The organism is Achromobacter sp. UBA5777 (assembly GCF_002418565.1).
Lineage (GTDB): Bacteria > Pseudomonadota > Gammaproteobacteria > Burkholderiales > Burkholderiaceae_B > Achromobacter > Achromobacter animicus.
The window spans coordinates 64,012-77,379 of record NZ_DIEJ01000241.1; the positions used below are offsets into that span (position 1 = coordinate 64,012).

At 65.8% G+C, this 13,368-nt stretch carries 15 protein-coding genes; 12 read left to right on the forward strand and 3 right to left on the reverse strand.

Annotated features, from left to right (window positions below; genetic code table 11):
* Positions 1-34: 34 nt before the first annotated feature.
* Positions 35-967 (reverse strand): LysR substrate-binding domain-containing protein, encoded by a 933-nt coding sequence (locus B3446_RS20590; RefSeq protein ID WP_291384569.1) that lies wholly within the window; start codon positions 965-967, stop codon positions 35-37.
* 171 nt (positions 968-1,138) lie between these two features.
* Between B3446_RS20590 and B3446_RS20595 the strand changes: the two genes are divergently transcribed.
* From B3446_RS20595 to B3446_RS20620, 6 genes are all read left to right on the forward strand, one after another.
* Positions 1,139-2,050, forward strand: coding sequence for an amino acid ABC transporter substrate-binding protein (locus B3446_RS20595; protein ID WP_286896586.1), 912 nt, complete (start codon positions 1,139-1,141; stop codon positions 2,048-2,050).
* An 87-nt stretch (positions 2,051-2,137) separates the two neighbouring features.
* Positions 2,138-2,902 carry an amino acid ABC transporter permease gene (locus tag B3446_RS20600; RefSeq protein ID WP_291384572.1) on the forward strand — a complete coding sequence of 255 codons (765 nt, stop codon included), beginning with the start codon at positions 2,138-2,140 and terminating at the stop codon, positions 2,900-2,902.
* Between the two features lies 1 nt (position 2,903).
* Positions 2,904-3,593, forward strand: coding sequence for an amino acid ABC transporter permease (locus B3446_RS20605; protein WP_056565990.1), 690 nt, complete (start codon positions 2,904-2,906; stop codon positions 3,591-3,593).
* A gap of 64 nt (positions 3,594-3,657) precedes the next feature.
* Entirely contained in the window at positions 3,658-4,392 is a 735-nt protein-coding gene (locus B3446_RS20610; protein ID WP_056565987.1) for an amino acid ABC transporter ATP-binding protein, read from the forward strand.
* 5 nt (positions 4,393-4,397) lie between these two features.
* Entirely contained in the window at positions 4,398-5,456 is a 1,059-nt protein-coding gene (locus B3446_RS20615; protein WP_291384576.1) for a threonine aldolase family protein, read from the forward strand.
* A gap of 40 nt (positions 5,457-5,496) precedes the next feature.
* Positions 5,497-6,405, forward strand: a complete 909-nt coding sequence (locus tag B3446_RS20620) for an EamA family transporter (RefSeq protein ID WP_191578386.1) — start codon at positions 5,497-5,499, stop codon at positions 6,403-6,405.
* 72 nt (positions 6,406-6,477) lie between these two features.
* Here the strand turns inward: B3446_RS20620 and B3446_RS20625 are convergent, their stop codons facing one another.
* Positions 6,478-6,774: an acylphosphatase gene (locus tag B3446_RS20625; protein ID WP_056565981.1), complete on the reverse strand. Its 297-nt coding sequence runs from the start codon at positions 6,772-6,774 to the stop codon at positions 6,478-6,480.
* Positions 6,775-6,938: 164 nt separating this feature from the next.
* Here B3446_RS20625 and B3446_RS20630 point away from each other — a divergent pair, with 164 nt between their 5' ends.
* Positions 6,939-7,835 (forward strand): phytanoyl-CoA dioxygenase family protein, encoded by an 897-nt coding sequence (locus B3446_RS20630; protein ID WP_105236806.1) that lies wholly within the window; start codon positions 6,939-6,941, stop codon positions 7,833-7,835.
* Between the two features lie 126 nt (positions 7,836-7,961).
* Positions 7,962-9,125, forward strand: a complete 1,164-nt coding sequence (locus B3446_RS20635) for an alpha-hydroxy acid oxidase (RefSeq protein WP_105236807.1) — start codon at positions 7,962-7,964, stop codon at positions 9,123-9,125.
* Positions 9,126-9,205: 80 nt separating this feature from the next.
* Here B3446_RS20635 and B3446_RS20640 read toward each other — a convergent pair whose 3' ends face one another.
* Positions 9,206-10,048, reverse strand: a complete 843-nt coding sequence (locus B3446_RS20640) for an IclR family transcriptional regulator (protein ID WP_291384580.1) — start codon at positions 10,046-10,048, stop codon at positions 9,206-9,208.
* Positions 10,049-10,258: 210 nt separating this feature from the next.
* On the opposite strand from B3446_RS20640, the gene B3446_RS20645 reads away from it, so the two are divergent.
* The 4 genes from B3446_RS20645 to B3446_RS20660 all read left to right on the forward strand — a co-directional run.
* On the forward strand, positions 10,259-11,329 hold the full coding sequence (locus B3446_RS20645; RefSeq protein WP_105236809.1) for an ABC transporter ATP-binding protein: 1,071 nt from the start codon (positions 10,259-10,261) through the stop codon (positions 11,327-11,329).
* 1 nt (position 11,330) lies between these two features.
* Positions 11,331-12,221 (forward strand): ABC transporter permease, encoded by an 891-nt coding sequence (locus B3446_RS20650; RefSeq protein WP_175136964.1) that lies wholly within the window; start codon positions 11,331-11,333, stop codon positions 12,219-12,221.
* A 19-nt stretch (positions 12,222-12,240) separates the two neighbouring features.
* Positions 12,241-13,035 carry an ABC transporter permease gene (locus tag B3446_RS20655; protein WP_062839314.1) on the forward strand — a complete coding sequence of 265 codons (795 nt, stop codon included), beginning with the start codon at positions 12,241-12,243 and terminating at the stop codon, positions 13,033-13,035.
* Between the two features lie 37 nt (positions 13,036-13,072).
* The coding region (locus B3446_RS20660; protein WP_291384584.1) for a (2Fe-2S)-binding protein at positions 13,073-13,368 on the forward strand (296 nt) is incomplete at its 3' end.

The following is a 13,368-nucleotide window of genomic DNA, read 5'->3' on the forward strand; positions in this document are numbered from 1 at the left end:
ACACCGTCTCCACGCACATCGCCGCAGAGATCGGCTACCGCGGCGGCCGCGCCTTCAAATCCCCCATCTCTTCCTGCATCAGCTGATGCGCATACCGCGAGAACACCGTGACCAGGCGCGTGCGCGTGTGATACGGCGGGTATAGCAGCGCCACGGTGACCGGCACCGCCGGGCTGAACGGCCGGACTTCCACGCCGTTCGCTTCGTATTCCTCGCGCGCGGCCAGGGGGTTGATCAGCGCCACGCCCAGCCCCGCGCCCACGAGCGCACACACCGACGACCCCAATCCCGCTTCGGCCACCGTATGACGTTCGACCTTGGCGGACTTGAACACGGCGTCGATCTTCTCGCGCAGCGGGGTGCCGCTGGGAAATGCGATGAAGGGCTCGCCGGCAAAATCGGCGGGCTTGAGCCTCTTCAGTTTGGTCAGGCGGTGTCCGCGCGGCAGCACCGCCACGCAGCTCATCGTGAGCACCGGCTCGACCTGGATGCCCGGCGCTTCGCCGGACAGCATCGCCAGCCCGGTATCGCAGAATCCCGAGCTGATCCAGTTGTGGACCGCGCTGGCGTTGCCCGAGTGGATGGACACCATGACGTCCGGATACTCGGTCTTGAAGGCGGCCACGATGCGCGCCAGCAGCCCGCCCGCCAGGCGTGGCATGGCCGCCACACTCAGGCGGCTGGCGCTGAACGAGCGGATGCTGGCTGCCGCCGACTCCAGGCCAGCGAGGCCGATGAAGGTCTTTTCGACCTCCTGAAAAAAGCGCGATCCGTCCTGGGTCGGGCTCAGCCGGCTGCCATTGCGGTCGAACAATGGAAACTGGGTGATGGCTTCCAATTGCGCAATTAAGCGGCTAACGTGCGGCTGCGAGGTATGCACCCGGCGAGCCGCAGCGGTCATGGATCCGGTCATCATGACGGCGCGAAACGCCTCAATGTGTCGCAAGCCCATGCGAGTAATGGCCATGTCAAATCCGTATAGAGGAATACCTGATTGGAACTGGATAAAACCATACTGCTAGTTGATACTTTTTGCCAGCCGCGGGGCTCATCGCGGGACGCGGCGGTCGCCAGCCAGACTGGATCCGCCGATCGTGAACATAAACACGCGCCGCACGTACGGCGCCAAGGGAATCAGATGAAAGCACTTGCCGCGATCTCCGTCGCCGCCGCCCTGCTGGGCACCACCGCGACGGCCCATGCCGAAGGTCCCAGCCGCCTGGACAAGATCCGGGAAACCGGCGTCATCACGATCGGCCACCCCGAGACCTCGGTGCCGTTTGCGTATCTGGACGGCAATCAGAAGCCGATCGGCTACACGGTCGAGATCTGCCAGGAAGTCGCCAAGTACGTGCAGGAAGCGCTGAAGCTGCCCAAGCTGGAAGTCCGCTACAACCCGACGACGTCGGCCACGCGCATTCCGCTGCTGGCCAACGGCACGATCGACCTGGAATGCGGCAACACCACCAATAACGAAGCCCGCCACAAGCTGGTGTCCTTCGCGCCCACGACCTTCGTGGCGCAGGTGGTGCTGGTGGCGCGCAAGGACGGCGGCGTGGACCCCAATGACCTGTCCTCGTTCCGCGGCAAGACCATCGCGGCGCAGGCCGGCGGCCAGACGTTCAAGCTGATCTCGCAACTGAATGCGCAGGGCAACCTGGGCATCTCGATGGCGCCCACCAAGGACACCGCCGAGACCATCCTGATGGTGGAATCGGGCCGCGCCGCGGGTTCGGCCAACGACGACGGCATCGCCTACGGCGCCGTGGCCTCGTCCAAGAACCCGGACGCCTTCGTGATCGGCAAGAAGGGCCTGGAAATGGCGCCCTACGGCATCATGCAGCCCAAGGACGACCCCAAGTTCAAGAAGGTGGTTGATGACGCGGTGCTGGACCTGATGAAGACCGGCAAGGTTGCTGCGCTGTACGACAAGTATTTCAACGCGCCGATCCCGCCCAAGCAGATCAACCTGAAGTACCCCATGAGCGACGCCTTGAAGCGCGCCCTGGCCAACCCCACCGACTCGGGCGATCCCAAGGCCTACGAGTAAGCCGCATGCCGCGGGGCGCAACGCGTCCCCGCGGCGCATGAAGCAAGAACGCCGGCCGGGGCCGGCGTTGCAATCAAGGGCGAGGGCATGAATTACAACTGGAGTTGGAGCGTCTTCCTGGAGATGTCGCCGGACGGCGTGCACACCTTCCTGGAAACGATCCTGATCGGCGTGGGCTGGACGCTCGCGCTGGCATTGACGGCCTGGGTTTTCTCGATGTTGCTGGGATCCTGGCTGGGCGTGATGCGCACGGTGCAGTCGCGCCTGATGAACGCCATCGGCGCGACCTACGTGGAGCTTTTCCGCAATGTGCCGCTGCTGGTGCAGATGTTCCTGTGGTATTTCGTGCTGCCCGAACTGCTGCCGCATGCCTGGGGCCTGGCGATGAAGCAGATGCCTCAGCCGTGGGGCCAGTTCGTGCCCGCGGTGCTGTGCCTGGGCTTTTACGGATCGGCGCGTGTGGCCGAGCAATTGCGCGCCGGCATCCAGTCGCTGCCGCGCGGGCAGTTTCAGGCGGGGACCGCGTTGGGGCTGACCGAGGGGCAGGTCTACCGCTACATCATCCTGCCCGAGGCCTATCGCATCGTGCTGCCGCCGCTGACCTCGGAGTTCATGGGCACGATCAAGTATTCGTCGGTGGCGCTGACCATCGGCCTTCTGGAATTGACGGGCCAGGCGCGCTCGATGGCGGAATTCAGCTTTCACATCTTCGAGGCGTTTTCGGCCGCCACGGTGATCTACCTGATTTTGAACGGCATCGTCGTGCTGGGGATGCGCACGCTCGAGCGCCGTGTCGCGGTGCCTGGCCTGATCGGCACGGCCGCGAAGTCGCCTGCGGGATTGGGGCGCTGACATGGGCAAATTCGATTTCGATGTGATCTGGGGCTCGCTGCCGTACCTGTTCCAGACCGGCATGACCTTCACGCTGACGCTGACGGTGCTGGCGGCGGTGATGGGCCTGGCGCTGGGCACGATCCTGGCGATGATGCGGTTGTCGCGCTACAAGATCCTGTCGGTGCCGGCGGGCATCTACGTGAACGTCATGCGTTCGATCCCGCTGCTGCTGGTGATCTTCTGGTTCTACTTTCTGATGCCGTACATCGCCGCGTGGGTCGTGGGCTCGCCCACGCCGCTGCGCGTGGGGGCGTTCAACTCCGCGGTGATCACCTTCACGCTGTTCGAGGCCGCGTACTTCTGCGAAATCATGCGCGCCGGCATCCAGTCCATCGCGCGCGGCCAGGTATCGGCCAGCATGGCGCTGGGCCTGAATCACTGGCAGGGCATGCGGTACGTCGTGCTGCCGCAGGCGCTGCGCAACATGGTGCCGGCGCTGCTGACGCGCGTCATCATCCTGTTCCAGGACACGTCGCTGGTGTACGTGCTGTCGCTCACCGACTTCCTGGGCGCCGCGTCCAAGATCGGCCAGCGCGACGGCCGGCTGGTCGAACTCTATCTCTTCGTGGCGGTGGTGTATTTCGTGATTTGCTTCACGGCATCGCGTCTGGTCAAGCAGCTTGAAAAGCGTACGCGGGTGCTGCGCTGAGCCGCTTGCCGCAGCAATCACGTTATCCACAGGTTCAACGATGCAATCCTCTTCCAATCCCCCGATGATCGAGATCCGGCAGGTCAGCAAATGGTACGGCGACTTCCAGGTGCTGGACGACTGCTCCACCACCGTGCGCCGCGGTGAAGTCGTGGTGGTGTGCGGCCCGTCCGGGTCGGGCAAGTCCACGCTGATCAAGACGGTCAACGCACTCGAGCCCTTCCAGAAGGGTGAGATCGTGGTCAACGGCGTGTCGGTGGGCGACCCGCGCACCAACCTGCCCAAGCTGCGCGCAGTCGCCGGCATGGTGTTCCAGCACTTCGAGCTGTTCCCGCACCTGTCGGTGACCGAGAACCTGTGCCTGGGGCAGATCAAGGTGCTCAAGCGCGGTAAGGACGAAGCGCGGCAGCGCGCGCTTGCGCTGCTTGAGCGCGTGGGCCTGTCGGCGCACAAGGACAAGCATCCCGGCGAACTGTCGGGCGGCCAGCAGCAGCGCGTGGCGATTGCCCGGGCGCTGTCGATGGACCCCGTCGTGATGCTGTTCGATGAGCCCACGTCGGCGCTGGACCCCGAGATGGTCAACGAGGTGCTGGACGTGATGACCGACCTGGCGGGCGAAGGCATGACCATGATGGTCGTGACCCACGAGATGGGATTCGCGCGCCGCGTCGCCGACCGTGTGATCTTCATGGACGGCGGCAAGATCGTCGAGGACTGCCAGAAGGAGCAGTTCTTCGGCAATGTGGAGGAGCGTGCTCCGCGCACGCGCCAGTTTCTTTCCAAAATTTTGCAGCACTGAAAGCCATGACCCAGCGGACCCCCGCCGAACCTCCCCCACTTCGCGTCGACCTGCGCAGCGATACGGTCACGCACCCGACCGCGGCCATGTACGAGCGCATGCGCACCGCGCCGATCGGCGATGACGGCCTGGACGGCGATCCCACCGTGCGCGAGCTGGAAGCGACTGTCGCGACCAGCCTGGGCAAGGAGGCGGGCCTCTTCGTGCCGAGCTGCACGATGGCCAACCTGCTGGCCGTGCTGGCGCAAACGCAGCGCAGCGAACAGGTGGCGCTGGAAGCGACTGCCCACATGTACACGTCGGAACGGGGCGCGGCGACGTTCACGGGCCTGTTCTACCAAGGCCTGCCCGGCGCTGAAGGCGCGATGGACCTGAACCGGCTCGAAGACGCGTTGATGGCAGGCGGACACCGCCTCAGGACGGCGTTGGTGGCGATGGAGACGTCGCACAACAACGCGGGCGGCGCAGTGCTGCCGCTTGACCACATGCAGGCCGTGCATGGCATGGCACGCGCAGCCGGCGTGCCGGTGCACCTGGATGGTGCGCGGCTGTTCAACGCGGCGGTGGCGCTGGGCGTGCCGGCCACGGACATCACGCAGTTCACGGATACGGTGTCGCTGTGCCTGTCCAAAGGCCTGAGCGCGCCGGTGGGTGCGGTGCTGGCGGGCAGCCAGGCCGTGATCGCCAAGTCGCGCACGCTGCGCCGCATGCTGGGCGGCACGCAGCGGCAGTCCGGGATCATGGCTGCAGCGGGCCTGGAAGGCGTGCAGCACATGAGCGCGCGGCTGGGCGAGGACCACGTGCGGGCGCGCCGATTGAGCGACGGCATCAACACGCTGGCGCCCACGCTGACCGCGACCGTACCGCAAACCAACATCGTGCAGGTCGAGACCGCCGACACCGGCATGACCAACGCCGAATGGGTCGCGGCCCTGCAGGCGCAAGGCGTGCTGACGCGTCCGTGGGGCCGTACGCGACTGCGTTGCGTCACGCATCGGCACATCGGCGACGACGATATCGACATGGCCGTCAAGGCGTTTTCCGCGGTGCTGAACGCGCGCTGATTCAGCCTTTTTTGGGGTGGGCGATGCGATAATGCCCGCCATGTCCACCCCCACTCATCTAACCCGAAAAGACTATTTCTGCGCCTTGGCGGTGGTGGTCATCTGGGGCCTGAATTTCGTCGTCATGAAGGTCGGCATGCGGGGCCTGTCTCCGATGATGCTCGGCGCGTTGCGATTCGCGCTGGCGGCCTTCCCGCTCATTCTCTTTGTGCGCATGCCGCGGCTGCCGTGGCACTGGGTCGCGGCCTACGGACTGGTCCAGGGGCTGGGCCAGTTCGGCCTGCTGTTCACGGCGCTCAAGTTCGGCATGCCGGCCGGCATGGCATCGCTTGTCATCCAGACCCAGGCCTTCTTTACGCTGCTGCTCGCCGCGCCCGTGCTGCATGAGCGCGCGCGGCGGCATCACTGGATCGGACTGGGTGTGGCCGCGATGGGCCTTGCGGTCATTGCGGGGGCGCGTGGCGACGGGCCGGGGCAGATGACGATGCTGGGCTTTGTCCTGACGCTGGGGGCGGCGTTCATGTGGGCGGTGTCCAACATGATCGTCCGGCTGGCCAGCCGCAAGGCGCCCGGCTACGACCCCTTCGCGTTCATTGCGTGGAGCAGCGCTGCCCCGGTGCTGCCCTTCCTGGCGCTGGCCGTGCTGATCGACGGCTGGGAACCGGTGGTGGGCATGATCACCGGCATGGGTTGGGGCGAGGCGCTGTCGGTGTTGTATCTGGCGGTGCTGGCGACGCTGGTTGCCTACACGCTGTGGACGCAGCTGCTGTCGCGCCATCCCGCGGCCAAGGTCGCGCCGTTCTCGCTGCTGGTGCCCGTAGTAGGGCTGTGGGCGGCGTCCATGGCGTTCGGCGAGCGGCTGCAGCCGCTGCAATGGGCGGGCGCCGGTTGCGTGCTGGCCGGTCTGGTCATCAACCAGGTCGGCGCGCGCTGGATGCGCACGCGCTAGCGCAGTTCAACCTTTGCGCTACCGGGCCCTCATCCGCCCGGCCTACAACGTGCCGGCGAGGGCCCGCGGCCCTTAAAGTTGCTCGAAGCGGATGTAACGCTTATCGGTGTACTCCCGGCGCGTGATGATTTCCTGCACCGACGCGCCCGGCGGTCCGCGGCGCAGCCATTCCAGCATGTGATCGACCTGGTCGGGCGTGCCCTGCACCAGCGCTTCGACCGTGCCGTCCAGCATGTTCTGCACCCAGCCCTTCGCGCCAAGCATGTGAGCGCGCCGCACCGTGGCGTGCCGGTAGCCCACGCCTTGCACCGTGCCGCTGACGGTGACGTGGACGGTTTCGATCTGGGTATCGGCCTTAGGGTCTTGCATGGGTTTTTCCTTCGGATGATGCGCCGCCACGCGCGACTGGCGTAGGCGGAACCGGCTACAGCGGATGGTCTATAGGCCCGGCGGGCTTCGAAGCGATACGTTAGAGCCCATGTCAAAACGTGCCAGCTTAGAAATACCCATTACCAGAGCTTGGAGAAGCCATTATGGAAGAGACCAGTTTGTTGTCGGATGCCGAGACAGCGCGCTACAGGGATCAGGGTTACCTGGCCTTGAAGGACATGTGCCCTCAGGACGAGGTCGGCTACATCCGCAGGACGCTGCTGGACTTGTTCTCGAATAAGACGGGTTACAACGAGGGCGCGCAATATGACTTTGTCAGCCGCGACGACCCGAGCAAGCCCGCGAAGTTTCCGAGTCTTCACGATCCGCGACATTATGCCCCGGGCCTGCTGAAGACGGTGTACCACGAACGCACGCTGGAACTGGCGCGGCAGCTGCTGGGCCCGCAGGCGGCGCTGTATGGCGAGCACGCGTTGCTCAAGCCCGGCCCGCACGGTCCGGAAACGCCGTGGCACCAGGACGAAGCCTTCCGGTCGCCGGACTTTGTCTACAACGAACTGAGCATCTGGCTGGCGCTGCAGCCGGCCACCGTCGAGAACGGCTGCATGCAGTTCCTGCCGGGGTCGAACAAGTGGGACGTGCTGGAGCACCGTTCCCCGGGCGGCGACAAGACGCTGCATCCGCTGGAATGCTGCGGCGATTTCCCGCGCGAACAGGCGGTGGCCGAGCCGCTCGATCCGGGCGGCATCACCGTCCACGATGCGCGCACGCTGCACTTCACGGGACCGAACACGTCGCAGACGCCGCGGCTGGCGTACATCCTGATCTACAACACGCCGCCGGTGTACAAGCCGGGCCGCCGGGAATTCCCGTGGCTGGAAGGCCGCTGGACCGACAGCCAGACCCGCAAGAAGCAATGGCACAAGCGCGGCGGGCTTGCGGTGGACGTGATGCGCCGGCTGCCGGGCGCGCGGCTGACCAGCCCGCGCTGGGTGGCGTGGGCAACGATACGCGCGGTCAGCAAGGTGTGGCCGCGCTAGGGCTGGGCGTGCAGGGGCCATAGAGCCTTTGCGCAGGGGGGCGAACGGGGCCGGCAAGCGACGCTTGCCGGCCCCGGCGCGTATACTGGGCGGCGCTGGCGCCCCCTACCACTCCACAGACACTCCATGACCGCTAACCTTTCTACGATCACCTGCATCGAAGATTTGCGCGTTGTCGCGCAGAAGCGCGTGCCGCGCATGTTCTACGATTACGCCGATTCCGGCGCCTGGACCGAAGGCACCTATCGCGCGAACGAAAGCGACTTTCATCGGATCAAGCTGCGTCAGCGCGTGGCAGTCAACATGGAAGGCAGGTCGCTGCGCACCACCATGGTGGGCCAGGACGTGGTCATGCCGCTGGCGATTTCGCCCACGGGCCTGACCGGCATGCAGCATGCCGACGGCGAGATCCTGGCCGCCAAGGCCGCCGCCGATTTCGGCGTGCCGTTCACGCTGTCCACGATGAGCATCTGCTCGCTGGAAGACGTGGCGCAGGCCACCGGCAAGCCCTTCTGGTTCCAGCTCTACGTGATGCGCGACCGCGAGTTCGTGGGCAACCTGATCGACCGCGCCAAGGCTGCCGGCTGCTCGGCGCTGGTGCTGACGCTGGACCTGCAGATTCTGGGCCAGCGCCACAAGGACATCAAGAACGGCCTGTCGACGCCGCCCAAGCCCACGCTGCGCAACCTCATCAACCTGGCGACCAAGCCACGCTGGTGCATGGGCATGCTGGGCACCAAGCGCCGCACCTTCGGCAACATCGTCGGCCACGCCAAGGGCGTGAGCGACCTGTCGTCGCTGTCGTCGTGGACGGCCGAGCAGTTCGATCCGCGCCTGAGCTGGGACGACGTGGAATGGATCAAGCAGCGCTGGGGCGGCAAGCTCATCATCAAGGGCATTCTTGACGTCGAAGACGCGCAGCTCGCCGCCAACAGCGGCGCCGATGCGCTCATCGTCAGCAACCACGGCGGCCGCCAGCTTGACGGCGCCATGTCGTCCATCGCGGCCCTGCCGGGAATTGCCGACGCCGTGGGTTCGAAGATCGAGGTGTGGATGGACGGCGGCATTCGCTCCGGCCAGGACATCCTGAAGGCCGTGGCGCTGGGCGCACGCGGCACGATGATCGGCCGCGCCTTCCTGTACGGGCTGGGCGCGTATGGCCAGGCCGGCGTCACCCGCACGCTGGAGATCCTGTACAAGGAAATGGACACGACGATGGCGCTGTGCGGCCGCCGTACGATCGAGCCGGGCGACCGCAGCATCCTGCTGCCCGGCACGTATCCGACCTGATCGCTGACGCATGTTGAAAAAGCCCGGACCCATACGTGTCCGGGCTTTTTTATGCGCAGACGCTGCGCACCGTGCGCGGGCTACGCGCCGTTGCCCGTGCCCAGAAACTGGCTGGGCTTGCGCAGCGCCGGGTCGAACGGATTGATCTGCGCGCCCACCGCGTCGGCCTCGCGGCGCAGCATTTCCACGATCAGCGGCAGGCGTTCATCACTGATGCGTTCGATGGGCGCCGCCACGCTCAGCGCCGCGACCGTCACGCCGTTGGGATCGTAGACCGGCACTGCCAGCCCCGCGATGTTGGGGAACACGCCCTGCCCCTGGCTGCGCGCGTAGCGCAGTTCCAGGCATTCCTTGATGCGCACGCGCATTGAGATCTCGTCCACGAAGCCCAGATGATGCAGGCGCGGAATGTTGAAGCGCATGACCTCTTCGCGCTCGGCTTCGGGCAGGCTGGCCAGCAGCACCAGGCCGCCTTGTCCCATGCCGAGCGGCACGCGGCCCCCGATGTCGCCGGTATGCGAGCGCACTGGAAAGGCGCCGTCCACGCGGTCAACGCAGACCGCGTCAAACCCGCTGCGCACCAGCAGGAAAATGGTGTCGTTGAGCATGCCGGACAGGCGCAGCATCGCGGGCCGGTAGAGGGTGCGCAGGCTGGATTGATGGTTGCCCGCCGCGGCCGCCAGCGAAAAGAAGGCAACGCTGAGCTGATATCCCTTGCTTTGAGCCGGCTGCTCCACCACCCCTTCCTGCATCAAGCCTTGCAGCACCCGGTGCACCGTGGCCTGCGCCTGGCCCGTGCGGGCGGCGATATCGGTCAGGCGCAGCTTGTCTCCCTTGGCATCGGCCAGCACGCGCAGCACGGCAAAGGCCCGCTGCAATACGCCCTGGCCAGCGGAATCCTCCGGCGTTTCTGATTTCTTCATTCTCGGGTTCCGATAATCAAAATAGTCTGACGTGTTTTTATCAGAAAATTCAGTCTAACGGAAATAACGAATAAAAAATTCGATTCTTCGGAAAACCCTAATTGACCCTCTGTTTTGGCGGCTCCTAGACTGCGCCATCACTTAGGCAGCCTGGGCGGCACTTTTTCCACCCGGCGGCGCAGGGCCCAGACGGGCCACGGGGTTTGGAACATGGCATTTCTGCGGCTGGACAACGTCTCCAAGAACTACGGCGATCTGCGTGTCGTCTCGGACTTCTGCCTGTCGGTCGATAAGGGCGAGTTCGTCTCGCTGCTGGGCCCCTCCGGCTGCGGCAAGACCACCACGCTGCAGATGATTGCCGGCTTTGCCGATGTCACCTGCGGCACCATCACGCTGGACGGCCGCGACATCACGCACGCCAAGCCCAACACGCGCGGCCTGGGCATCGTGTTCCAGAGCTATGCGCTGTTCCCGCACCTGACCGTGGCCGACAACGTCGCGTTCGGCCTGAAGATGCGCAAGGTGGAACGCGCCGAACGGCAGGACCGTGTGCGCGAGGCGTTGGCCCTGGTCAAGCTGGACAAGCATGCCGACCGCTTCCCGCGCGAACTGTCGGGCGGCCAGCGGCAACGCGTGGCGCTGGCCCGGGCGCTGGTGATCCGGCCGCCGGTGCTGCTGCTGGACGAACCGCTGTCCAACCTGGACGCCAAACTGCGCGAGGACATGCAGTTCGAGCTGCGCAGCATCCAGCGCAAGATCGGCACCACCACCGTCATGGTCACGCACGACCAGGCCGAGGCCCTGTCCATCAGCGATCGCGTCGTCGTCATGCAGGACGGCCGGGCCACGCAGGTGGACGCCCCCTACCGCATGTATGAACATCCGCAGACCGAGTTCATCTCGCGCTTTGTCGGCAAAACCAATCTGCTGCCCGGCCGCGTGACGCGCTGCGGCGCGCAGGCCGAAGTGCAGACCGGCGCACTGAGCCTTGTCGTCGACGGCGAAGGCCTGCGACACGGCGACAGCGTGCAGTTGTCGTTGCGGCCGGAAAAGCTGGTGCCCGTGCCGTCTGGCCAGGGCAAGCTCGCCTGTGTCGTCAACACGCGTTACTTCCTGGGCAGCCAGTGGATGTACGACCTGGATTCGCCCGTGGGAGCGCTGACCATCCTGACGCCCAACGACGGCCGCCGCCCGCATGACGACGGCGAACAGATCGGGCTGGACTGGGCGGACGGCGTGCTGCGCGTGCTGCGCGCGCCTGCTGCCGCGGCGGCGGACTGACATGGCGACGCTGACGCAACGCGGCGCCGCCGCCAACCCGCCCAAGCCGCGCAATGACGGGATGTTGGCCATCCTGGGATCGATTCCGCTGGCCCTCGTGTTTCTGACGCTGGTGCTCACGCCGCTGGCGTTGACCTTTGCCCTGTCCTTCCGGCCGTTCGATTACGCCACCGGCATCCAGCCGGGCCACACGTTCGAACACTACCTGGCCGTGGTGACGGACGGCTACTTCATCGAGATCTTCTGGCGCACCTTCTGGATCGCCGGCGTCACGACGCTGATCTGCGTGCTGATCGGCGCGCCCGAGGCCTACATTCTGTCGCGCATGCGCAAGCCCTGGCGCTCGATCTTCCTGTTGGTGGTGCTGTCGCCGCTGCTGATCTCGCTGGTGGTGCGCGCGTTCGGCTGGAGCATGCTGCTGGGCCCAAGCGGGCCGCTGGGCAAGGCGGCCGCCGCGCTGGGCCTGGGATCGCTGCTGTACACGCCCACCGCCGTCATTATCGGCCTCGTGCACGTCATGCTGCCGTTCATGGTGATTCCGGTGTGGACGTCGCTGCAGAAGCTGGACCCTACCGTCGAGCACGCCGCGCTGTCGCTGAACGCCTCGCGCTTTCAGACGCTCACGCGCATCGTGCTGCCGCAGGCCATGCCGGGCATCCTGTCCGGCAGTCTTATCGTGTTCGGCCTGTCGGCCAGCTCGTTTGCCATTCCCGCACTGCTGGGCGGGCGGCGCCTGAAGATGGTGGCCACCGTCGTGTACGACGAGTTCCTGACCGAGCTGAACTGGCCGCTGGGCGCGGCGATCGCGATTGTGCTGCTGATCGTCAACGTGATCGTCATGATGGCGTACAACCGCGTCGTCGAACGCTCTTACCGCCGCAGCCTGGGCTGAGCCGCGCAAGGAATCGAACATGCAGAAGAACGGTCCTTTCGCGCTGGCGTTCAACTTTCTGGTGGTGGCGTTCGTACTGGCGCCGCTGGTCATCGTGTGCCTGGTGGCGTTCACGCCGGACTCGACGCTGACCGTGCCGACGACCAGTTTCTCGCTGCGCTGGTTTTACGCGGTCTTCGATCATCCCAACTTCATGCAGGCGTTCAAGAACAGCCTGTGGCTGGCGTTCCTGTCGGCCAGCATCGCCGTGTGCCTGGCGGTGCCCGCCGCCATCGCCATCACGCGCTACCGCTTTCCGGGGCGCGACGTGCTCAACGGCCTGTTCCTGTCGCCGCTGATGATTCCCCATCTGGTGCTGGGCGTGGCGCTCTTGCGCTTCTTTGCGCTGATGGGGATGGCCGGCAGCTTTCCGTGGCTGGTGGCCAGCCATGTCGTCGTCATCACGCCGTACGTGATGCGCCTGGTGATCGGCGCGCTGGTGGGCTTTGACCGGTCCATCGAGCACGCGGCGCTGTCGCTGGGCGCCAGCCGCGCGACGGTGTTCTTTACGGTCACCTTGCCGCTCATCATTCCCGGCGTGTCCGGCGGCTGGCTGCTGGCGTTCATCAACAGCTTCGACGAACTGACGATGTCGGTGTTCATCACCGCGCCCTCGACCATCACGCTGCCGGTGCGCATGTACATGTACGCCACGGAATCCATCGACCCGATGATGGCCGCCGTGTCCGCGCTGGTGATCGCGCTGACGGCCGTGACGATGCTGCTGCTGGACCGCGTGTATGGCCTGGACCGCGTGCTGGTGGGCCAGAAATGAATTCGCTGCCGACAGCCGCAAAGGAGCCACGCGCGCCATGGCAATCCTGAAACGCCTGGCCGAAACCGGCCGGCCCGCGTTGACCTTCACCTTCGACGGACAGACGTGCACGGCACTGGCCGGCGACACCGTCCTGACCGCCGTGCTGACGCAGGGAGAGCGCCTGCGCACCTCGGAATTCGGGGGCGGCCCGCGCGCGGGCTTCTGCATGATGGGCGCGTGCCAGGACTGCTGGATCCAGCTTGAAAACGGCGAGCGCGTGCGCGCCTGTTCCACGTACATCGAGCCCGGCATGCGGCTGCAGAGTGCCGCGCTGGCGCCCGCTGCCGCGCC

Coding starts and splice junctions, on each gene's coding strand:
- B3446_RS20590 (WP_291384569.1), bottom strand. CDS start 967: ATGGCCATTACTCGCATGGGCTTGCGACACATTGAGGCGTTTCGCGCC.
- B3446_RS20595 (WP_286896586.1), top strand. CDS start 1,139: ATGAAAGCACTTGCCGCGATCTCCGTCGCCGCCGCCCTGCTGGGCACC.
- B3446_RS20600 (WP_291384572.1), top strand. CDS start 2,138: ATGAATTACAACTGGAGTTGGAGCGTCTTCCTGGAGATGTCGCCGGAC.
- B3446_RS20605 (WP_056565990.1), top strand. CDS start 2,904: ATGGGCAAATTCGATTTCGATGTGATCTGGGGCTCGCTGCCGTACCTG.
- B3446_RS20610 (WP_056565987.1), top strand. CDS start 3,658: ATGATCGAGATCCGGCAGGTCAGCAAATGGTACGGCGACTTCCAGGTG.
- B3446_RS20615 (WP_291384576.1), top strand. CDS start 4,398: ATGACCCAGCGGACCCCCGCCGAACCTCCCCCACTTCGCGTCGACCTG.
- B3446_RS20620 (WP_191578386.1), top strand. CDS start 5,497: ATGTCCACCCCCACTCATCTAACCCGAAAAGACTATTTCTGCGCCTTG.
- B3446_RS20625 (WP_056565981.1), bottom strand. CDS start 6,774: ATGCAAGACCCTAAGGCCGATACCCAGATCGAAACCGTCCACGTCACC.
- B3446_RS20630 (WP_105236806.1), top strand. CDS start 6,939: ATGGAAGAGACCAGTTTGTTGTCGGATGCCGAGACAGCGCGCTACAGG.
- B3446_RS20635 (WP_105236807.1), top strand. CDS start 7,962: ATGACCGCTAACCTTTCTACGATCACCTGCATCGAAGATTTGCGCGTT.
- B3446_RS20640 (WP_291384580.1), bottom strand. CDS start 10,048: ATGAAGAAATCAGAAACGCCGGAGGATTCCGCTGGCCAGGGCGTATTG.
- B3446_RS20645 (WP_105236809.1), top strand. CDS start 10,259: ATGGCATTTCTGCGGCTGGACAACGTCTCCAAGAACTACGGCGATCTG.
- B3446_RS20650 (WP_175136964.1), top strand. CDS start 11,331: ATGGCGACGCTGACGCAACGCGGCGCCGCCGCCAACCCGCCCAAGCCG.
- B3446_RS20655 (WP_062839314.1), top strand. CDS start 12,241: ATGCAGAAGAACGGTCCTTTCGCGCTGGCGTTCAACTTTCTGGTGGTG.